The sequence below is a fragment of the Bradyrhizobium sp. 23AC genome, from assembly GCF_054863025.1.
This window is the reverse complement of the sequence record NZ_JAVAYN010000029.1, coordinates 35,352-55,495: the sequence shown is the minus strand read 5'-3', so window position 1 is coordinate 55,495 and position 20,144 is coordinate 35,352. Positions and strand designations below refer to the sequence as shown.

The window sequence follows — 20,144 nt, the reverse complement described above, 5'->3', positions numbered from 1 at the left end:
AGGCCATGGCAAAACCGTTTCCGTCGAAGACCCACATCGGCAACCATATGCTGCATCCCGAAACCTTGATGCTGACCTATGGCTATGATCCGCAATTGTCGGAAGGCGCCATCAAGCCGCCGGTCTTCCTGACCTCCACCTTCGTGTTCAAGACCGCCGACGACGGGCAGGACTTTTTCGATTTCGTCGCCGGCCGGCGCGAGCCGCCGGAAGGCATGGGCGCGGGACTGGTCTATTCGCGTTTCAATCATCCCAACAGCGAGATCGTCGAGGACAGGCTCTCGATCTACGAGCGCACCGAGAGCTGCGCGCTGTTCTCGTCCGGCATGGCGGCGATCGCCACCACGATCCTGGCTTTCGTCCGACCCGGCGACGTCATCCTGCACTCCCAGCCGCTCTATGGCGGGACGGAAACGCTGCTGACGAACACGCTGGCCCGCCTGTCGATCGGCGCCGTCGGCTTCGCCGACGGGATCGACGAAGCCGCCGTCAAGCAGGCCTCGGAGGAGGCCATGGGCAAGGGCCGCGTTTCGATGATCCTGATCGAAACCCCGGCAAACCCGACCAACGGCCTGGTCGATGTCGCCATGATCCGCCGCATTGCCGATTCCATCGGAAAGGCCCAGGGACACATGCCGATCATTGCCTGCGACAACACGCTGCTCGGGCCGGTATTTCAGCGGCCGATCGAGCACGGCGCCGACATTTCCCTCTACTCGCTCACGAAATATGTCGGCGGTCATTCCGACCTGATCGCGGGGGCCGCGCTCGGCTCGAAGGCGCTGATGAAAGGCATCAAGGCGCTCCGGGGCGCCATCGGCACCCAGCTCGATCCGCATTCCTGCTGGATGATCAATCGCTCACTCGAGACGCTGAGCCTGCGCATGGAAAAAGCCGATGCGAATGCGCGCCTCGTGGCGGATTATTTGCGCGATCACCCCAAGGTCGCCAAGGTCCACTACCTCGGTCATCACGAGGAGGCCTCGCCGGCCGGGCGTGTGTTCGCGCGGCAATGCCTGGGGGCGGGATCCACCTTCTCGTTCGACATCGTCGGCGGCAAGGACGCTGCGGTCAAATTCCTCAACGCGTTGCAGATCCTCAAGCTGGCGGTGAGTCTCGGCGGCACGGAATCGCTCGCGAGCCTGCCCGCGACCATGACCCATTCCGGGGTTCCCGCCGACATCCGCCAGAAAATCGGCGTGCTCGATTCCACGATCCGGCTCTCGATCGGCATCGAGAACCCATCGGACCTGATCGCCGACCTCGCGCAGGCGCTGAACGCGGCTTAAGGCGCTGCCGGAATCGAAAAGGCCGGACGCCCCTCCTGCGCCCGGCCTTCACGCAACGAAGCAGCGTCGCGGCTTACTTCGTCACCTGACCGCGGATCTCGCCGCCCGGATTGGCCGCGGTGTGGATGTTGACGTAGAGCTTGCCGCCGAGCAGATCGGCAGCCTGCGCGTCGGTCAGCGTCGCTTCGCCCTTCACGGGGCTGGTGGTCGCATTCGGGATCGCGAGCGCGACGCCGGCGTTCTTGCCGGCCTCCGCGGGGCCGTGGAAATGGGCGGCGGTAGCAGGGCCGGAGAGCCCGGAGTAGGTGACCGTCCACGACAGCTTCTTGCTGGCGGCATCATAGTCCAGATCGGCGGTTCCGGTGCCGCTGGTGGTCGTTGCCGGCACCTCGGACTTGCCGTCGAGCGTTGCTTTCAGCTTTTCGGCGCTGGCCGGACCTGCAAAGGCAATGGCACCGAGTGCTAAGGCGGCAATGACGGTCTTGTTCATGACATTCTCCCTGCTGAACCCGTTCGGGCTGCCAAACTTTCAACAGCCGGCATTTCAGTTTATTCCCGTTTCCGGCCAAGGCGGGCTAAATTCTTCGTGGCTGGAGCCGCGGCGACATCGGTCTTAGGTTCGCCGTGTCGAGTGAATGGATACCCATGTTGCAACGAACAATTCTCGCAGGGCTGCTCGCCGGCTTCATTGCTGCCGGCGTCTATTGGTGGCTCAGCGCGCCGGTGGTGGCGGCCGTGGGCAACGCGCCGGCCCATGTGGCGAACCTTGCCAATGGCGAGGCCATGTTCAACGCCGGGGGCTGCGCGTCCTGCCATGCCACGCCCAACCAGCCCGACCGTGTCAGGCTCGGCGGCGGCGTCGCGATCAAATCGCCATTCGGAACGTTCTACGCGCCGAACATCTCTCCCGATCTGAACGACGGCATCGGCAAATGGACCGACGCCGACTTCGTCAACGCGGTAATGCACGGGGTTTCGCCAGGCGGCCAGCATTATTTTCCTGCCTTTCCCTATACGTCCTATCAGCACGCAAGGCGCGAGGACGTGCTCGATCTCTTCGCCTATTTGAAGACGCTGCCGCCCGTTGCTGGCAAGGTGCGTGACCACGACGTCGGCTTTCCGTTCAACATCCGCCGCAACATCGGCGTCTGGAAATTCCTGTTTCTGGACGACAAGCCTTTTGTCGCCGACGGTACCAAGTCGCCGCAATGGAGTCGCGGCGCCTATCTCGTCAACAGTTTTGGCCATTGCGCCGAATGCCATAGTCCGCGCAACGCGCTCGGCGGCATCAGCCGGGGCCAGCGCTTTGCCGGCGGGCCCAATCCGGAAGGCGAGGGCTGGGTGCCCAACATCACCCAGAAGAGCCTCGGCGAATGGAGCGCGAAGGATCTTGCCTATTTCCTCAAAACCGGCGAATTGCCCGATGGCGACAGCGCCGGCGGCGCGATGAAGCGTGTGATCAAGAACACCTCGCAATTGTCCGAGGCGGATATTGCGGCGATGGCGGACTATCTCAAATCGCTGCCGCCGGTCGACGGTCCGCCGCGGCCCAAGCGCAAGGAAGCTGGTTAGCTCAGCTGGCGCCGAACGCCTTGAAGGTGATGATGGTGAGGGTGTCCTGGATGCCCGGCAGCACCTGCACCTTCTCGTTGACGAAATGGCCGATGTCGGTGTCCTTGTCGACGTAGAACTTCACCAGGAGGTCGTATTGGCCGGCCGTGGAGTAGATCTCGGAAGCGATCTCGGCTTCGGCAAGCGCATTGGCGACCGTATAGGACTGGCCGAGCTTGCATTTGATCTGGACGAAAAAAGGAACCATCGCGGGCACTCCGAAAGCGTATCTGGCGGCTAATAGGCCAAACCCGGCACCATTTAGCAAGCGGACTTGCCGGCCACCAGATGCGGGCCCCACGCCTAGGAGGTCACCACCGCCGCGGCGAATGCGTCTCTGAGCCGCTGGGCGAGCTCGACCTTGCGATAGGGCTTGGTCAGCACGATCGCCTGCGCATGCGCGTGGCCCTGCTCGACCAGGGTCTCCAGCGCGTAGCCCGAGGTGAACAGGACCGGCAGACCGGGGCGAATCCGGCGCGCCTGGTCGGCGAGCTCCCAGCCGCTCATGCCGCCGGGCATCACGATGTCGGTGAACAGCATGTCGATACCGGGCTCGGTGCGCAGCTGCTGCAAGGCCTCCTTGCCGTTGACCGCGGCAACGACGCGATATCCGAGAGCTTCCACCCTGCGAATGGCTGAGGAGCGAACGAACGGATCGTCCTCGGCGATCAGGATCGTCTCGTATCCTCGGGGCGCCGCGTCCTCGCCATCGGAAAGCTCGGCGTGCGATGATCCGATGTCCGCGCGCGGCAAATAGATCCGGACCGTCGTCCCAAGGCCCGGCTCGCTGTAGATCGAGACGTGGCCATTGGATTGCTTGGCGAAGCCATAGACCATGCTGAGCCCAAGGCCCGAGCCCTTGCCGACCTCCTTGGTGGTGAAGAACGGCTCGAAGGCGCGCCGGGTGACCTCGGGCATCATGCCTTCGCCGTCGTCGGTGATCGAGATCAACACGTAGCTGCCGGATGCGACTTCGGGGTGAAGGGCGCGATAGTCGTCGTCGAGTGTCGTCAACTCCGCGCTCAGGGTCAGGTGGCCACCGGCCGGCATGGCATCCTGCGCATTGAGCGCAAGGTTGAGCACGGCGGATTCGAGCTGGGCCCGATCCGCGAAGGCCACGATCGTGCCGGGCCTGGAGGCCGTCCGGATCTCGATGTCTTCGCGCAAGGTGCGCTTGAGCAGCTTGAACATGGACTCGAGCAGGCCGCGGCAATCGATCGTCTGGGGCTGCAGCAACTGGCGGCGACTGAATGCGAGCAGGCGCTGCGTCAGCTCGGCACCCCGTTCGCCCGACTGGCAGATGTCCTCGGAAAAGCGGCGCAGGTCGGGCCTGGCCTTGAGCTGCTCGCTCAGGTGCTCGGCGTTGCCGATGATGACGGTGAGCAGGTTGTTGAAGTCGTGGGCGATGCCGCCGGAGAGCTGGCCGACCGTCTCCATCTTCTGCGCCTGCTGGAGCTGCTGCTCGGTCAGCTTGCGCGCGGTCAGGTCGTGGACGATGCCGACGAAGATCAATTCGCCGTCCTGCCGGGTCCGGCCGACCGACACGTCCATCGGAAAGGTCGATCCGTCCTTGCGCAGGCCGATGGCCTCGCCGGCGGTCGCGAAATGCCTTGCGTGGCTGTCGGGCGCCGTTCCCGCCGCGGGCATCAGCATCCCGACGTTCCGGCCCATGACCTCGTCGGCAGAGTAGCCGAACAAGCGCTCGCAGGCCGGATTGAACAGCAGGATGCGGTCCTGCGCGTCTAACAGGATGACCCCGTCGACCGCGGTCTCGACGATCGCGGTGAGGCGCGCCACGCTCTCGCGCATCGCGCGCTGGGCGTCGCTGACCTGTTGGAGCAGCAGCGTCGCGTCCCGGCTCTTGATTTCCTCCTCCTCGAGCGCGGCCTGGACCTGCCGCAGCTCGAACGGCGAGGGGATCGTCAGGATCTTCGGCAACAGCGGCCAGAGCGCGCCCGCCGTGACCACGGATGCCACCGCGGTCGCCGCCTTGACCATGCCCTCGATGCCATAGACCGGGACCCAGAGCGTGTAGATCGACAGCACATGGGTCAGGCCGCACGCCATGATGAAGATCGCGAACGCCCAGTAGACCCAGCCGAACTTGAGGTCGCGCCGCTTGGTGACCAGAATCGCAAGGGCAAACGGAATCGAAAAATAGGCGGCGGCGATGCAGGCGTCGGAAACGACGTGAAGCCAGATCAGCTCAGGCTCCCACAACAGGCAGATGCCGTGCGGCGACAGCATGGACGAGTCGAGGAGACGTTCAAAAAAGGCCCACATCATTCCACCCCAAGATTCCGTTCCAGGCGGCTTGCGGGCCGGGAGCCCGCAACATGGGTGTCGCTGGACAGTTCCACTCTCACCTCGCGCTCTTCGGCGAAGCAGGTGAGGTTCGAGACTATACCAAGGGTCCAGCGCGGTTGCATTTTCAAGTCCGCACGATTGCGGGGCGAGCCGGCCCGCGCTTTGCCTGATTCGCAGGGAATACACGGCGTCGCGAATCACTGTCGGACACGGCTCGGCGCGCTTGCCGGTGTTCCACGGCCGCGCTAGGACAGGCCATGGCTGTGTCCGTATCCAGCAAAGGTGTCCGGCGATGACGACCCCGGTCGCACTCACCATCGCGGGCTCCGATTCGAGCGGCGGCGCCGGCATCCAGGCCGACTTGAAGACCTTCGCCGCGCTCGGCGTCTATGGTGCCTCCGCCATCACGGCGCTGACGGCGCAGAACACGCGCGGCGTCACCGGCATTCACCCGGTCCCGGCCGAGTTCGTCACCGCGCAGATCGATGCGGTGTTTTCCGATCTCGACATTGGCGCAGTGAAGATCGGCATGGTGGCCCAGGCCGCCAGCATCGATGCGATCGCGGCCGCGCTGTCGCGCCGGTCGCCGGGGCATGTCGTGCTCGATCCCGTGATGGTGGCAACCTCCGGCGACCGCCTGCTGGCATCCGAGGCCGTCGACGCGCTCCGCACAAAACTGATATCGCTGGCGTCGGTGATCACGCCCAATCTGCCGGAAGCCGCGGCTCTGCTCGACGAGCCGGTCGCGGCAAGCGAGGCCGAGATCGAAAGCCAGGGGCGTCGCCTGCTGGCGCTCGGCTGCCGTGCGGTCCTGATCAAGGGCGGGCACGGCGAGGGCGCCGAGAGCACCGACTATCTCGTCACGTCCGAAAGCACGATCGCGCTTGCGGCGCCGCGCGTTGCCACACGCAACACCCACGGCACCGGCTGCTCGTTATCCTCGGCGGTCGCGGCGGGACTCGCCAAGGGCGAAGGTCTGGAGCTTGCCGTGCGCAACGCCAAGGCCTGGATCAGCGCGGCCATAGCAGCCGCCGACCGCTTCAGCGTCGGTCATGGCCACGGGCCGATCCATCATTTCCACAGGTTCTACTGAGGCGGGCACTATCTGAGCGCACGCCTCGTCCTTCGAGACGACCGCTGCGCGGTCTCCTCGGGATGAGGCTAAGCAGCACCGTGCCCATTGAAACTGCTGCCGCGCATTCGGTCCTCATCCTGAGGAACCCGCCTAAAGCGGGCGTCTCGAAGGATGGCCGCAGGAACCGTTCTCAAAGGGAAGGGGTCCTTGCGGCCCCCCTGCGGCGCCATGTCGCCTGATTGTCGCATGCGACTGATATTCGCGGGGAGGGCGAGGCAAAGCGTGATTCGTATCTGAAGGTGCCTCAAAAGTTCAATCGGTCATCCCCCTGTCACGGGACATTGTTACAGGCTGGCGCATGGGAAGTTACGATGTGAGTGACGAGAGCCCGGAGCGGCGCTTTCGCACGTTGTTCATCTCCGACGTTCATCTCGGAGCCCGCGGTTCTCAAGCCGATCTTCTGCTCGACTTCCTGCGCTACCATGATGCCGACACGATCTATCTCGTCGGCGACATCGTCGACGGCTGGGCGCTGAAATCGAGCTGGAACTGGCCGCAATCCCACAACGACCTCGTGCAGAAGCTGCTGCGCAAGGCGCGCAAGGGCGCCAAGGTCGTCTACATTCCCGGCAATCACGACGAGTTCCTGCGCAACTATTACGGCACGCATTTCGGCGGCATCGACGTGGTCGAGAACACCGTCCACACCGGCGTGGACGGCAAGCGTTATCTCGTCATCCACGGCGACATCTTCGACCTCGTAGTGCAGAACGCGCGCTGGCTCGCCCATCTCGGCGACAAGGCCTACGACTTCGCGATCCAGATGAATCGCTTCGTCAACTTCTTCCGCCGCCTGTTCGGCGTGCCCTATTGGTCGCTGTCGCAATGGGCCAAGCAGAAGGTCAAGAACGCCGTCAATTATATCGGCGCGTTCGAGCAGGCTCTTGCCGCCGAGGCGCGGCGCCACGACGCCGACGGGGTGATCTGCGGCCACATCCATTACGCCGTGATCCGCGACGAGGGCGGCATCCGCTACATGAATTGCGGCGACTGGGTCGAGAGCTGCACAGCCCTGGTCGAGCACGACGACGGCCATTTCGAGATCATCACCTGGGCGGATCATTTGCAGAAGCCGGCAGCCGTCCCGCAGGTTGCAGCCAGAGCTGCATAACAGAGGCCGCCTGATGCGCATCCTGGTCGCGACCGACGCCTGGCACCCGCAAGTCAACGGTGTGGTTCGGACGCTGACCAAGCTCGCCGACGCCGGCAAAAGCCTCGGCGTCGAATTCACGTTCCTGACACCGCAATCGTTCCGCACCTTCGCGATGCCGAGCTATCGCGATGTGCGTCTGGCGATGCCGCGTCCCGCTCGCATTGCGAAGCTGATCGCGGAGGCGCGCCCCGACAGCATCCACATTGCGACCGAAGGGCCGATCGGCCTGATGGTCCGTCGCTATTGCCGCCAGCGCAGGCTTCCGTTCACGACCAGCTTCCACACCCGCTTTCCCGAATATGTCCGCGCCCGCGTGCCGGTGCCGGGCTCGCTGATCTGGCGGGCGCTGCGCCGCTTCCACGCGCCCAGCCGCGCCGTGATGGCGGCAACGCCTGCGCTCGCCCGCGAGTTGACCGAGCGCGGTTTTGATAACGTCGTGCTGTGGCCGCGCGGCGTCGACACGGGATTGTTCCATCCCCGCGCCATCGACCTCTGCCTGCCGGCACCGGTGTTCCTGTCGGTCGGCCGCGTTGCGGTGGAGAAGAACCTCGAGGCCTTCCTCGATCTCGATCTGCCCGGGACCAAGGTGATCGTCGGTGACGGCCCCGCGCGCGCCTCGCTCGAAGAGGCCTATCCCGATGCGATCTTCCTCGGCGAGAAGCACGGCGAGGAACTGGCGGATATCTATGCGGCCGCCGACGTCTTCGTGTTTCCGAGCAAGACCGACACCTTTGGCCTGGTGCTGCTGGAAGCGCTCGCAAGCGGTCTGCCGGTGGCCGCTTTCCCGGTGAAGGGCCCCCGCGACGTCATCGGCGAGGCCCCGGTCGGCGCCCTCGATCACGACCTACGCAGCGCCTGCTTCGCGGCGCTGGATATCTCCCGGCAGGACTGTGTCGAATTCGCCGCCAATTACACCTGGGAAGCCTCGGCCCGCGCCTTCGTGGACAGCATAAGAGCAGTCGGAGCGGTGCTGCCGGGCCGAAACGGCGCGGAACAGCCTCGCTTCGTGGCCTGACGAGGACGAAATCCTCTCGCGGAGGTGTCTTGCCCGGGCCTCATTGGCCGCGATAACATTCGGCCATGACAGAACAGCTCCTCCCGATCGGCCCCGCCGATATCGACGCCGCGGCGCGCGTGATCGCGCCCTACGCCATCCGCACCCCGCTATTGTCCTTTCCCGTGCTCAACGAGCGCGTCGGTGCGAAGGTGTTCTTGAAGCCGGAGATGCTCCAGCGCACCGGTTCGTTCAAGTTCCGCGGCGCCTTCAACAAGGTGTTCTCGATCCCGCAGGACAAGCGCGCCGGCGGCGTCGTGGCGTTCTCCTCCGGCAACCACGCCCAGGGCGTGGCGGCGGCGGCAAAAATCCTCGACATGCAGGCGACCATCGTGATGCCTGCGGATGCGCCGTTGTCGAAGCGCGAGCGCACCAAATCCTATGGCGCCGAGGTCGTGCTGTACGACCGCGACCGCGACGACCGCGAGGCGATCTCGCGCGGCATCGCCGAAAAGCGCGGCGCGACGCTGGTCAGGCCTTACGATGATCCGTTCGTGATCGCAGGGCAGGGCACTGCCGGCCGCGAGATCGCGGAAGACATGGCGGGCCTCGGCCTCAGCCCCGACATCGTGGTGGCGCCGGCCTCCGGCGGTGGCCTGATCGCGGGCGTCGCAACCGCCGTGAAGGCGCGCTATCCGCAGGCCCAAATCGTGGTGGCCGAGCCCGAGGCGTTCGACGATCACGGCATCTCGCTGACCGCAGGCCATCGCGAGCCGCATCCGCCCGCAGGCCGCACCATCTGCGATGCGCTGATGGCCCTGATCCCCGGCGAGATGACCTTTGCGATCAACAGCAAGCTGCTCGCGCGCGGCGTCACGGCGTCGGACAAGGAAGTCGGCGCCGCCGTCGCGTTCGCCTATCGCGAGCTGAAGCTCGTGGTCGAGCCGGGTGGCGCCGTGGGCCTCGCCGCACTGCTGGCGGGGCGTCTCGACGTTGCCGGCAAGAACGTCGTCATCGTCCTCTCCGGCGGCAACGTCGATGCGGATCTGTTCGCTGAGCTGGTGGCCTAGCCCGTCATTCAGGGCCTGCGCCCCACGGCGCATCCCGGAACGACCAAGAACTGACATGAAGAAGGGGCAGAGCGTTGCCGCTCTGCCCCTTCTATGTGTTTGTCGATCTTGTGGATCAACTAATCGCTTGCTCGGTGCAACCTCTCCCGCTTGCGGGGGAGGTCGGCGCGAAGCGCCGGGTGGGGGCTCTTTCCTCTTGGGGATTGTCCCGTTGTGGAGAGACCCTCTCCCCAACCCTCCCCCGCAAGCGGGGGAGGGAGCGCACCTTCTCTTTTCGCAATCAGTGCATGAAGCCGCCGCGACGGTTACCGCCATTGTTCATGCTCGGCGCCTGATTCATCGACTGCCGAAAGTTGTTGTTGCTGTTGACCATGCGGCTCGGCATCGTGTTGAGCTGCGGGCGGTTGTTCTGGACGTTGTTCTGGACCTGCACTTTGTTCACCGGGTTGTTGTTGATCTTGACACCGTTGTTGACGCGGATCGGGTTGTTCTGCGTCTGAACATTCACCGGCTTGGTCTCGACGGTCGTGCCGCCCTTGCCGACATTCACCGGCATGCTCACGATCTTGCCCGGCTTGCCGTTAACGTTGCCGGCGTCCGGCTTGTTGTTGGTCACAGGCAGGGTGACGATCTTGCCCGGGTTCTGTGACGGCGTACCATTCTGCTGGCCGGGCTGGTTGTTGTTGCCCGAGGGCAGGTTGACGATCTGGCCGCCATTGCCGAGCTTGCCGATGACGTTGCCGTCGACCGGTTTCTGCACGACCGGCAAATTGCCATTGATCTGACCACTGCCATTACCCTGCTGCAGCGGCATGTACTTCGGCTGGCCGAGATTGCCGATCTTGAAGGTCGGAGCAATGTTCTGCGGCGCCAGGAACTTGGTCGCCTGCATCAAGGGGATCTGCTTCGGCTGCATCTGCAGCTTCAGCGCCATTTGCGCATAGGGGCTGGTGCCGTAGCTGTCATAGAAGGTCTTGTAGGCAACCGGCGAATTCACGAGCACCGCCTTGTGCCAGGCCTGCGAGAGCAGGATGTTGTTGAGCAGCCAGCGGACGTGGTCGCACAGCGGGTCGTGCGGATACATCTGGATGAACTCCTGATAGTACTCCGGCCGGCCCTCGGACACGACGTAGTCATAGGCCTGACGCGTCGAGCGGCTTGGCAGGTTGGAGGCCATCTGCACCACCGGCGCCCTGACCGGCGCGCGGTTGGCGGCAACAGCGGTGTCGCCGAAGAAGGTGAAGTCCGAGGTCAGCGAGGAGCTCTCCCACGGGATCTGCGCGCCGCTGGTGGACTGGTTCACTTGCAGGCGGACGCGCTTGAACAACTGCTCGATCGGCACGTTGGGTTCGCGCGCGACGTTCAGGAACGCTTGCGTGTAGGGGCTGTGGCCGCCGGTGCCGTCGAGCGCTTCGGCGCCCGGTGCGGTCGAGTAACCGACGATCGAGCCGTTCGGCGCATCGACGATGGCAAGGCCGCGGCCGGCGTCATTGACATCAGGGAACGGGTTGTTGCGGCAGGCATCGAGGATGACGATGCGCATGCGGCTCGGGATCGTTTCCAGCGTCGACATCACGTCGACCAGCCGCACCGAATTATTGACGAGCTCGGTCTGGCTCGACACCTTGGCGTCGACGGGAACGAGATAGTTCTCGCCGGCGAGCTGCACGCCATGACCGGCGTAATAGACCATCGCCACGGTATTGGGACCGCGCGCGGACACCTTGGCGGAGAAGTCCTGCACCACGCGGAGCATGTCGTTCTGGGTCAGGTCGGTCGCGGCAACCACCTCGAAGCCAGCCGAGTTCAGGAACTTCGCCATCGACTCGGCGTCATTGTCGGGATTGGCGAGCTGCGGCGCGTTCTTGTAGTTCGAATTGCCGATCACCAGCGCCACCCGCTGCTCCGGGCCCTGCAGCGCGGTGGGAGCCGGCTCGACCGGAGCAACTTGCGCGGAAACAGGGCCGCAGGCGAAGCCGAACAGGCTTCCCACAAGGCTGGCTGTCATCAGGAAAGGCTTTAGGCGGAACATGGCGTGCTCCTTTGGCACTGATCTCGATGCGAGATTGGTTGCCGGGGAGCCTCGCCGCGTTCGAGCTTGAAGTCCGTGATCCCCCTCACATGGTGGCCTTGCGTGATCTGAATCACGCTCGGAACCTGCTATGGTTAGCGATCGATAAGGGGAACTGCCGTCACATGCTGAAATCGATCGATCCGATCCTGACGCCCGACCTGCTCTGGCTGCTGGCCTCCATGGGCCACGGCGACGATCTCGTGGTCGTCGACGCCAACCACCCGGCCACGCGCATCGCCCGCAGCACATCGTCGCAGCGCCTGATCCAGCTGCCGGGCATGACGATGGAGACGGCCGTCCGAGCCATCATGACGCTCTATCCGCTCGACGATTTCGATCCCGATCCGGTGCGCGTGATGGCGCCGGTCGACGATCCCGACCGCGTGCCCGACGTGCAGCGCGCCGTGCTGGCCGAGATCGAGCGCGCGGTCGGACGCGCCGTTGCTCCCGGCAAGCTCGCGCGGGCGGATTTTTACCGCGCGGCGGCGGCGGGGTTTGGTGTCGTGCAGGTGGGGGACAGCAGAGGTTACGGCTGCTTCCTGATCAGGAAGGGCGTGATCGGCTAGCCGGATTGGCGCATCAGCGCCGAGGGCCAGCCAACCCGTACGAGAAGGCCGTCGGGGCCGTTGATGCCGACTTCATACATGCCCCATTCGCGGTGGCGCAGCACGCCGCCGGGCCGGATGATGAGATCGTCCACGCGCGCGGCAATGGCCTCGACCTCGGGCGTGCGAATGAAAATGCCAAAGGGATTGTGCTCCGGCACACGCCACGGGCCATCGCCGGCTTGCGTGAGATGCACCTCGCATCCCCAGCCGCTCATGATGACATAGCCGGCATCGCCACCGATGCGCGCAAAGCCGAGCCGTTCCCAGAACGGAATTGCTGCGGGAAGATCGTTGCTGGGAACGATCGCAAAGGCGCCGACGCGCGGGCTCTCAGGCATTCGGTCACTCCGGCACATGCAAGCGGTCCGCGCCGCGTTCACGCTGCGCGTTGCGAGTCTTATCAAGAGCGACCGCTCGGCAGAAGCGGCGAAACGTCCCGCACTCGAATTTGAATGGTCATCCCTCGATCGACTGTCTATGGTCGATCCATGTCTCGCCTTGTGTGTCTATTCGTTGCTGTCATCCTGTCGCTGCTGCCGGCTGTCGCGTCCGCTGAGCCCGTTCAAAAGCGTCCCAAGCCCGTCTGGAAGGGCTACGGCTTCCTGCCGGGCTATCGTCAGCCGCTGAGCAACAGCATCCCGCTCTACAAGCAGAAGGACGCGATGCGTCGCCTCGCGCGCAACGACCGCCGCCATTGGTACATCGATCCGGTTCCGCAATATTATCGCTGGGACGGCGAGTGGCACTATTTCGGCCGCCCCGGCTTCAACGGCGGCCGCTACAACGGCGGCAGTTTCGGTCCGTGCTGGACGCGCACGCCGATCGGCGCGGTGTGGAATTGCGGGTGATCAGCTGATCGCACCGTCATTGCGAGCGCAGCGAAGCAATCCAGAGTCCTTCCGCCGAGGGATTCTGGATTGCTTCGCTTCGCTCGCATGACGATGCGGAGAAAGTGTGCGCGCCTTCTCGCTTACTCGTGCCCCGGACGCAGCGCAGCGCTTCTTCAGCGGTGCGCTGCTAAGCCGGGGCCCATGTGGCAGCGGAGAGCATAGCCTCTGGGTCCCGGCTCTGCGCTCCAACGCTGGCGCGTTGCAGCTTGTCCGGGACACGATGCTCCCCCTTACGAGAAGAACGCGATCTTCTCGGCCTGGGTCATGCGGCGGATCGGGGCGAGGGGATCGTTGGCCGGCGCGCGGGGCTTTTGCAGGATGCCGCTGGCCAGGATGGTGGCGCCGAGCGAGGTCTCGGGCAAGGAAGCAGACAAGGGCGAGGGCATAGGCAGCGATGTCGCCGGCGTTGCGGCGAAATTTGCCGTCGCGGCCATGGCCTGAGCCGGCTGCTCCATCACTTCGGCGGCGGCCTCAGCGATGGCGTCGGTGAGGCGCGCGAGCGAGTCCATTGCGATCGGCGTGTGGGCGGCGGGCTCCTCCGCCACCGCTGCGACGACCGGCTCTGCTGCGATCGGTTCGGAAAGCTCTGCAGCAACGGGCGCTGCGGCCTCCGCCACCATCGGCTCCGCAATGGCCGCTTCCATCTCGACCGGCGCGATGATCTCGTCGAAATCAGGATCGGGCGCGGCCATCTCCAGCGCGATGGCCTCGAGCACGGCGTCGTCCTCGGCTTGCGCGGCCGCGTCGAGCGCGAACGCGTCAGCGGCTTCCGCGAAGGCGGCGGGGTCCGTGGCTGGCTCTTCGAACGAGACGTCTTCGTGCGCGACTTGGTCGAGCGCTGTGCTCTCGACAGCCATCTGGCTCTCGGCCGCGATCTCCGGCGCGACGGTCGCGCCCATTGCCTGTTCCGCCTCGGCGAACGCTTCGCTGGCGACGGCTGCTTCGGGCTCGGCAGCCGCGGCGACGTCCTGCGGTGGCACCGTAAAAGCCACGGGTGCTTCGCTCGCCATCGCCGCGGGCGCGGTCTCGACAGCAGCTTCGGCGGCGGATGACGGCGCCTCCTGCACCGGAGCGGACGCGGGCGGCGCCGCCTGCGGCGTTGCGCCGCCATCGGTCTGCTCTACCCGATCCCTCAGTAGATCGAATGCGGCTTTGAGCTCGACGCGGGGGTCGATGGTCGAAATCTGTCCGCAGGCGGCCTCGATCGAGGCGAGCTGCGAATCAATGAGGTCGCAGATTCGCCCGTCGGCGCCGATCTCGCGCCAGCGCCAGGAGATCTCCTTGATGATGCGCACGCCGCGCGGGATCGCCGCGAGGCTCGCCTCGATCGCGGCGGGGTCGACGGCGGCGATGGCGATCGTCTCGGCTTCGCGGATCGCGCGGCGGATCTCGACCAGTGCTTCGGGCAGGCGATCTTCGACGACGGGTTGTCGCTGCGCCGCAAGGGTTTCTTCGATTTTCGCGACCGCGTCGAGCACCATGCTCGTGTCGGCATTGCGGTTGCGCTTGGCGTATTCGCCGAGGAACCAGCGGCCGCGCGCCGTCTCCATGAAGGCTTCGCGGATCGCGTCGTAATCCTGCTCGTTCGGCTCGGCCGCGCGGGCAGACATGGGCGAAAGGGCGAATGCTTCGTTGGCCATTGCGATCTCGTCGCGCAAATCACCGCGCGTTACAGTAACGATCACCACGATATCGACCGAATCGCAATTGGTTTGATGGCACCCGAATCACAAATCCCCACGCCAGCATCGGCGAAACGGCGATTCGCCGTCAGCCTCGCCCTGTTCTATTCGGCCGTCTTCGCGGTCTCGGGCACGCATCTGCCGTTCTTCCCGGTGTGGCTGAAGGCGATCGGCATCGACGCGGCCTGGATCGGCCTCATCAACGCGCTGCCGGCGATCACGCGCTTCACCACGCTGCCGCAAGTGACCGCCTTCGCCGAAAAGCGACATGCCATTCGCGCCGGCATGATGGTGTCGGTGCTGGCGACCGCGATCGGCTTTACGGCGGTCGGCCTGCAGCAGCAGCCGCTGGCGCTGTTCCTGATCTACGCGCTGACCTGCATGATGTGGACGCCGACGATGCCGCTGACCGATGCCTATGCGCTACGCGGCGTCGCCCGTTACGGGCTCGATTACGGACCCTTGCGGCTGTGGGGCTCGGCGGCCTTCGCCGCCGGCTCGCTCGCCTGCGGCTATCTCGTAGACCACATCGCCGCGCGCGATCTGATCTGGGTCATCGTCGCATGGGCCGTCGTTGCGGTCGCAGCCGGCCTGCTGCTTCGGCCGCTGGACGATGTCAGGCGCAAGTCGCCGGAGAGGCATGCCGGCAAGGCGCTGCTGCGCGATGCCGGCTTCTGGGCCGTCATCGTCTCGGCCGCGCTCATTCAGGGCAGCCACGTCGCCTACTACACCTTCTCCGCCATCAACTGGCAGCTCCATGGGATCAGTGGGCTGACGATCGCGGGTCTGTGGACGCTGGGCGTGATCGCGGAGATCGTGGTGTTCGCGCTGTCGCCGCGCTTCTCGCTGCATCCGTCCACCATCATCGCGATCGGAGGGCTCAGCGCCGTGCTGCGCTGGATCGTCACTGCCAATGAGCCGCCGCTCGCGCTGCTGGCGATTGTCCAGCTCGGCCATGGCCTCAGCTTCGGCATGACCATCGTCGGCACGATGAATCTCCTGGTGCAGCGCGTGCCCTCGCATCAGATCGCGCGGGGGCAGGGCTATTACGCCGCGTGCAACGGACTGCTCGGCGCGGCGACCTCGATCGCGTCAGGTGCGATCTACGCCCGCATCGGCGATGGATTGTACTACGTGATGGCTGCGATGGCGGCGGCCGGCGCGCTTCTGATCTGGTCGGCGCGGCACCGGCTCAAGCCTCAGCCCCAGAGCGAGGCGTCCGGCGGATAGACCAGGCTGTCATCGTAACGCAGGCCGTGATCGCGGTCGCGCGCCAGCAGCAAGGGGCCGTCGAGATCGACGAAGCGCGCCTGCGGCGTCACCAGCATCGCGGGGGCCATCGACAGCGAGGTTGCGACCATGCAGCCGATCATGATCTCGAAGCCGAGCGCCTGCGCGGCGTCCGCCATCGCGAGGGCCTCGGTGAGCCCGCCGGTCTTGTCCAGCTTGATGTTCACGGCGTCGTAGCGGTCGCGCAAGGGGGCAAGCGAGGAGCGGTCATGCACGCTCTCGTCGGCGCAGACCGCGAGCGGGCGCTTGATCCGCGCCAGCGCCTCGTCCTTGCCCGCGGGCAGTGGCTGCTCCACCAGGGTGACGCCGGCGGCGTCGCAGGCGGCGAGATTGTGCGCCAGATTGGCCTCGGTCCAGGCCTCGTTGGCATCGACGATCAGCTCGGATTCGGGAGCGGCCTTGCGCACCGCGGCGATCCGCTCCGGATCGCCGTCGCCGCCGAGCTTGATCTTGAGCAACGGCCGGTGCGCCGCCTTGGCGGTCGCCGTGGCCATGCTTTCGGGGGTCCCTAACGAGATCGTGTACGCCGTAGTGCGCTCGCCCGGCACCGGGCGACCCATCAGGTTCCAGGCCCGCTGGCCCGCCGTCTTGGCCTCCAGGTCGATCAGGGCGCAGTCCAGGGCATTGCGGGCCGCACCGGGCGCCATGGCGGCCTGGAGGGCTTGCCGCGTCATCCCGTCCGCGACGGCCTGCTGCATGGCCTGGATGGCCGCCAGCGTCGCCTCGGGCGTCTCGCCATAGCGGGGATAGGGCACGCACTCGCCGCGGCCGGTCAGCCCGTCCCGGCTGACCTCCGCAACGACAGTCACGGCCTCGGTCTTGGCCCCCCGGCTGATGGTAAAGCTGCCCGCGATCGGGAAGCGCTCGATTCGCGCCGCCAGGGCAGCAAATTTCATGGAAGTCATTTTGAACTCTGGCGAAATCTGAACCTGCTAGTTACCTCTAGCAACTAACATTAATCACTTGGGGATACCTTCTCTGGGTAAGGGCGCGTGCGCAACTATCTGATTTTCTCCGCCCCGGCACGGGAGCGGACATCTTGAGCAGCGATCCGAAGCTGGAACGGATTGCCAAGGGCAACGCGCTGGCACTCTGCGCCACCGGGACCTGGACCGCGAGCTTCGCGCCGGTCTTGGAGCGGATCGTGGCCGACGCCGAGAAGCTCGCCGGCGGCCCGCAAAGCATCTTCATCGACGTCTCCGAGGTCGCCAAGCTCGACACGTTCGGCGCCTGGCTGATCGAGCGGCTGCGCCACAGCCTGACGCAAGGGCCGGTCGAGGCGCAGATCGCGGGTCTGTCCGCCAATTATTCCAGCCTCGTGGACGAGGTGCGGCGGGTCAGGGCGACGGCCGTGGCCGACAACGGCACGGTGACCATCACCGGCATGCTGGAGCAGATCGGCCGGGCCGTGGCCGGAGTCGGCGGCACGGTCGCAGGCCTCGTCGACATGCTCGGCGCCGTGCTCGCGGCGGGATTTCGCGTCCTGATCCATCCGCGCTCGTTCCGCCTGACCTCGACCGTGCATCACATGGAGCAGGTCTGCTGGCGCGCGGTGCCGATCATCGTGCTGATCACGTTCCTGATCGGCTGCATCATCGCCCAACAAGGCATCTTCCATTTCCGCCGCTTCGGCGCCGACATCTTCGTGGTCGACATGCTGGGCGTGCTGGTGCTGCGCGAGATCGGCGTGCTGTTGGTCGCGATCATGGTCGCGGGCCGCTCGGGCAGCGCCTACACCGCCGAGCTCGGCTCGATGAAGATGCGCGAGGAGATCGACGCGCTGCGCACCATGGGGTTCGATCCCATCGAGGTGCTGGTGCTGCCGCGCATGATGGCGCTCGTGCTGGCGTTGCCGATCCTGGCCTTCCTCGGCGCGATGGCCGCGCTTTATGGCGGCGGTCTCGTCGCCTGGCTCTATGGCGGGGTCGAGCCCGAAGCCTTCCTGCTGCGCTTGCGCGACGCCATCTCGATCGACCATTTCATCGTCGGCATCGTCAAGGCCCCGGTCATGGCGGCCGTGATCGGCATCGTCGCCTGCGTCGAGGGCCTCGCCGTGCAGGGCAGCGCGGAATCGCTGGGTCAGCACACCACGGCATCCGTGGTGAAGGGCATCTTCTTCGTCATCGTCATGGACGGCGTGTTCGCCATCTTCTTCGCCTCGATCGGGATGTGACGATGGCTGGCGAGATCCAAAATCCCATCATCCGCGTCCGCGACATCACCGTGCAGTTCGGCTCAACACGCGTGCTCGACGGCCTCAACCTCGACGTCAAGCGCGGCGAGATCTTGGGCTTCGTCGGTCCTTCCGGCGCCGGCAAGTCGGTGCTGACGCGCACCATCATCGGCCTGGTGCCGAAGGTTGCGGGCTCCATCGAGGTGTTCGGCGTCGACCTGGATTCCTCCAACACGTCGCAGCGCCGCAACGTGGAGCGGCGCTGGGGTGTGTTGTTTCAGCAGGGCGCGCTGTTCTCCTCGCTGACCGTGCGGCAGAACATCCAGTTTCCGATGCGCGAATATTTGCGGGTCTCGCAGCGGCTGATGGACGAGATCACCATGGCCAAGCTCACCATGGTCGGCCTCAAGCCCGAGGTTGCCGAGCGCTTCCCGTCCGAGCTCTCCGGCGGCATGATCAAGCGCGTGGCGTTGGCGCGCGCGCTGTCGCTCGATCCGGATCTCGTCTTCCTGGACGAGCCGACGTCGGGCCTCGATCCGATCGGCGCCGGCGATTTCGACGAGCTGGTCAGGACGCTCCAGCGCACTTTGGGGCTGACCGTTTTCATGGTAACCCACGACCTCGACAGCCTTTACACAGCGTGTGACCGCATCGCCGTTTTAGGGAACGGTAAGATCATAGCGGCAGGGTCGATCGCCGACATGCAGGCCTCGCAGCATCCCTGGCTGAGGCAATATTTCCATGGCAAGCGCGCCCGCGCGGTCATGGGTTGAGTGGCTGGGTTGAATAGCCGTGATGAGTAGCCGGAGCACCTGATGGAAACGCGGGCAAACTACGTCTTGATCGGGTCGTTCACGCTGGCGGTGATCGCCGCGGCGATCGGCTTCGTGCTCTGGTTCCAGTCGCTGCACACCACCAAGCAGCGTAGCCCCCTGCGCGTCGTGTTCGAGGGCCCGGCGGCGGGCCTGCGCAATGGCGGCAGCGTCAATTTCAACGGTATCAGGGTGGGCGAGGTGGTCTCGGTGAAGCTCGACAACCCGCGGCGGGTTGTCGCACTCGCCATGATCGAGAACAACGCCCCGATCCGCAAGGACACCCTGGTCGGCCTCGAATTCCAGGGCCTCACCGGCGTCGCAGCCATCTCGCTCAAGGGCGGGGACGAGGCCGCGGCCCCGCCGCCGCTCGACCAGGACGGCATCCCGACGCTGACGGCCGACCCCAACAAGCTCCAGGACGTCACCGAGGCGATCCGCGGCACGCTGCAGAACATCAACAAGATCGTCGCCGACAATCAGGAATCGGTGAAGAACTCGCTGAAGAATTTGGAGACCTTCACCAACTCGCTCGCGCGCAATTCCGAGAAGATCGACGGCGTGATGGCCAAGGTCGACGGCGTCATGCTCAAGGCCGACAGCCTCATGCTCGGCCTCAACACGCTCGCCGGCGGCAAGGACGGCGGCGAGCTGTTCCAGGCGGTGAAGTCGATCCGCGAGCTCGCCGACGATTTCGACAAGCGCTCCGGCGCGTTGATGAGCGACGGCCGCCGCACCCTCGGCGACATCAGCCGCGCCGTGAACAATTTCGACCGCAATCCCACCCGCGTGCTGTTCGGCGCCAGCAACAGCAGCGCCCCACCGCCCCCGCCGCCCGAGCCGCCGAGGTCGGCCGCGCCGGAGCGCAGGCGGTAGGAGCGTTTGGTCCACGAACCTCTCCTCCGTCATTGCGAGCGTAGCGAAGCAATCCAGACTGTCTCTGCGGAGGTAGTCTAGATTGCTTCGTCGCAAGAGCTCCTCGCAATGACGAAGAGTGCAGCCGCCGCAGCGCAATCACTCTCGTGTCCCGGACGCGCGCCGCAACGCTCTTCGCGT

General features: G+C 65.5%; 19 protein-coding genes. 12 read left to right on the top strand and 7 right to left on the bottom strand.

Annotated features, from left to right (window positions below; all coding sequences use genetic code 11):
- Positions 1-5 precede the first annotated feature (5 nt).
- Positions 6-1,289 carry a cystathionine gamma-synthase family protein gene (locus RAD10_RS38205; protein ID WP_461621497.1) on the top strand — a complete coding sequence of 428 codons (1,284 nt, stop codon included), beginning with the start codon at positions 6-8 and terminating at the stop codon, positions 1,287-1,289.
- Positions 1,290-1,362: 73 nt separating this feature from the next.
- On the opposite strand, the gene RAD10_RS38200 is transcribed toward RAD10_RS38205, so the two are convergent.
- Entirely contained in the window at positions 1,363-1,779 is a 417-nt protein-coding gene (locus RAD10_RS38200) for a CHRD domain-containing protein (RefSeq protein ID WP_461621496.1), read from the bottom strand.
- A 155-nt stretch (positions 1,780-1,934) separates the two neighbouring features.
- On the opposite strand from RAD10_RS38200, the gene RAD10_RS38195 reads away from it, so the two are divergent.
- Complete coding sequence (locus RAD10_RS38195; protein ID WP_461621495.1) at positions 1,935-2,861, top strand: c-type cytochrome; 927 nt, start codon at positions 1,935-1,937, stop codon at positions 2,859-2,861.
- Position 2,862: 1 nt separating this feature from the next.
- On the opposite strand, the gene RAD10_RS38190 is transcribed toward RAD10_RS38195, so the two are convergent.
- Both RAD10_RS38190 and RAD10_RS38185 read right to left on the bottom strand, forming a co-directional pair.
- Positions 2,863-3,108: an Lrp/AsnC ligand binding domain-containing protein gene (locus RAD10_RS38190; RefSeq protein WP_018317369.1), complete on the bottom strand. Its 246-nt coding sequence runs from the start codon at positions 3,106-3,108 to the stop codon at positions 2,863-2,865.
- 95 nt (positions 3,109-3,203) lie between these two features.
- Complete coding sequence (locus tag RAD10_RS38185; protein WP_461621494.1) at positions 3,204-5,186, bottom strand: PAS domain S-box protein; 1,983 nt, start codon at positions 5,184-5,186, stop codon at positions 3,204-3,206.
- Positions 5,187-5,499: 313 nt separating this feature from the next.
- Between RAD10_RS38185 and thiD the strand changes: the two genes are divergently transcribed.
- The 4 genes from thiD to RAD10_RS38165 all read left to right on the top strand — a co-directional run bounded on the left by thiD (position 5,500) and on the right by RAD10_RS38165 (position 9,559).
- Positions 5,500-6,300, top strand: coding sequence for a bifunctional hydroxymethylpyrimidine kinase/phosphomethylpyrimidine kinase (gene thiD / locus RAD10_RS38180; protein WP_461621493.1), 801 nt, complete (start codon positions 5,500-5,502; stop codon positions 6,298-6,300).
- A gap of 340 nt (positions 6,301-6,640) precedes the next feature.
- Positions 6,641-7,453, top strand: a complete 813-nt coding sequence (locus tag RAD10_RS38175) for a UDP-2,3-diacylglucosamine diphosphatase (protein WP_104465794.1) — start codon at positions 6,641-6,643, stop codon at positions 7,451-7,453.
- A gap of 13 nt (positions 7,454-7,466) precedes the next feature.
- Entirely contained in the window at positions 7,467-8,510 is a 1,044-nt protein-coding gene (locus RAD10_RS38170; protein WP_461621492.1) for a glycosyltransferase family 4 protein, read from the top strand.
- Between the two features lie 65 nt (positions 8,511-8,575).
- Positions 8,576-9,559 carry a threonine/serine dehydratase gene (locus RAD10_RS38165; protein ID WP_461621491.1) on the top strand — a complete coding sequence of 328 codons (984 nt, stop codon included), beginning with the start codon at positions 8,576-8,578 and terminating at the stop codon, positions 9,557-9,559.
- A gap of 280 nt (positions 9,560-9,839) precedes the next feature.
- Here the strand turns inward: RAD10_RS38165 and RAD10_RS38160 are convergent, their stop codons facing one another.
- Positions 9,840-11,591: a caspase family protein gene (locus tag RAD10_RS38160; protein ID WP_461621490.1), complete on the bottom strand. Its 1,752-nt coding sequence runs from the start codon at positions 11,589-11,591 to the stop codon at positions 9,840-9,842.
- 164 nt (positions 11,592-11,755) lie between these two features.
- On the opposite strand from RAD10_RS38160, the gene RAD10_RS38155 reads away from it, so the two are divergent.
- Positions 11,756-12,199 (top strand): RbsD/FucU family protein, encoded by a 444-nt coding sequence (locus tag RAD10_RS38155; protein WP_461621512.1) that lies wholly within the window; start codon positions 11,756-11,758, stop codon positions 12,197-12,199.
- Here the strand turns inward: RAD10_RS38155 and RAD10_RS38150 are convergent.
- Positions 12,196-12,579: a VOC family protein gene (locus RAD10_RS38150; RefSeq protein ID WP_461621489.1), complete on the bottom strand. Its 384-nt coding sequence runs from the start codon at positions 12,577-12,579 to the stop codon at positions 12,196-12,198. The genes RAD10_RS38155 and RAD10_RS38150 overlap by 4 nt on opposite strands.
- Positions 12,580-12,729: 150 nt before the next feature.
- Here RAD10_RS38150 and RAD10_RS38145 point away from each other — a divergent pair, with 150 nt between their 5' ends.
- Entirely contained in the window at positions 12,730-13,089 is a 360-nt protein-coding gene (locus RAD10_RS38145) for a hypothetical protein (RefSeq protein WP_461621488.1), read from the top strand.
- Between the two features lie 272 nt (positions 13,090-13,361).
- On the opposite strand, the gene RAD10_RS38140 is transcribed toward RAD10_RS38145, so the two are convergent.
- Positions 13,362-14,771 (bottom strand): hypothetical protein, encoded by a 1,410-nt coding sequence (locus RAD10_RS38140; protein ID WP_461621487.1) that lies wholly within the window; start codon positions 14,769-14,771, stop codon positions 13,362-13,364.
- A 75-nt stretch (positions 14,772-14,846) separates the two neighbouring features.
- Between RAD10_RS38140 and RAD10_RS38135 the strand changes: the two genes are divergently transcribed.
- Positions 14,847-16,043 (top strand): MFS transporter, encoded by a 1,197-nt coding sequence (locus RAD10_RS38135; protein WP_461621486.1) that lies wholly within the window; start codon positions 14,847-14,849, stop codon positions 16,041-16,043.
- Here the strand turns inward: RAD10_RS38135 and dgcA are convergent.
- The gene (dgcA, locus tag RAD10_RS38130) at positions 16,013-17,008 is read right to left on the bottom strand and encodes an N-acetyl-D-Glu racemase DgcA (RefSeq protein WP_461621485.1); all 996 of its coding nucleotides are present in this window, start codon (positions 17,006-17,008) and stop codon (positions 16,013-16,015) included. The two genes, RAD10_RS38135 and dgcA, sit on opposite strands and share 31 nt — an antisense overlap.
- Positions 17,009-17,142: 134 nt before the next feature.
- Between dgcA and RAD10_RS38125 the strand changes: the two genes are divergently transcribed.
- Genes RAD10_RS38125 through RAD10_RS38115 form a run of 3 tightly spaced genes read left to right on the top strand, consistent with a single transcriptional unit; the run spans position 17,143 to position 19,964 of the window.
- The gene (locus RAD10_RS38125) at positions 17,143-18,276 is read left to right on the top strand and encodes an MlaE family ABC transporter permease (RefSeq protein ID WP_461621484.1); all 1,134 of its coding nucleotides are present in this window, start codon (positions 17,143-17,145) and stop codon (positions 18,274-18,276) included.
- Positions 18,277-18,278: 2 nt separating this feature from the next.
- Positions 18,279-19,049 (top strand): ABC transporter ATP-binding protein, encoded by a 771-nt coding sequence (locus tag RAD10_RS38120; RefSeq protein ID WP_027545159.1) that lies wholly within the window; start codon positions 18,279-18,281, stop codon positions 19,047-19,049.
- A 42-nt stretch (positions 19,050-19,091) separates the two neighbouring features.
- Positions 19,092-19,964 (top strand): MlaD family protein, encoded by an 873-nt coding sequence (locus tag RAD10_RS38115; RefSeq protein WP_461621483.1) that lies wholly within the window; start codon positions 19,092-19,094, stop codon positions 19,962-19,964.
- The last annotated feature ends 180 nt before the right edge of the window (positions 19,965-20,144 follow it).